This window comes from Psychrobacter coccoides (assembly GCF_017498085.1).
Classification (GTDB): Bacteria; Pseudomonadota; Gammaproteobacteria; order Pseudomonadales; family Moraxellaceae; genus Psychrobacter; species Psychrobacter coccoides.
This window is the reverse complement of the sequence record NZ_JAGBKM010000076.1, coordinates 1-241: the sequence shown is the minus strand read 5'-3', so window position 1 is coordinate 241 and position 241 is coordinate 1. Positions and strand designations below refer to the sequence as shown.

Below are 241 nucleotides of genomic sequence, written 5' to 3'. Positions count from 1 at the left end.
TGATTCATAAATTCACATCAAAGCTTGTTAAAGCCAACAGCTTAATCGTTGTTGGTAAAATCAAATCAAACTCATTCACTTCATCCAAACTGGCCAAATCCGTCTATGACGCTGGTTGGTTTGAGATTAAGCGGCAACTGGATTATAAATGCGCGAACGCAGGTTGCCACTATATCGAAGTCAATGAAGCGTACAGCACCCAAACCTGCTCGTGTTGCGGCTCTCGCCAAGACAGTCCGAA

1 protein-coding gene is annotated in these 241 nt (G+C 44.0%); it reads left to right on the top strand.

The window, feature by feature from the left end; all coding sequences use genetic code 11:
- On the top strand, window positions 1-241 hold a 241-nt coding region (locus tag J3492_RS13135), incomplete at both ends, for a zinc ribbon domain-containing protein (protein ID WP_207992437.1).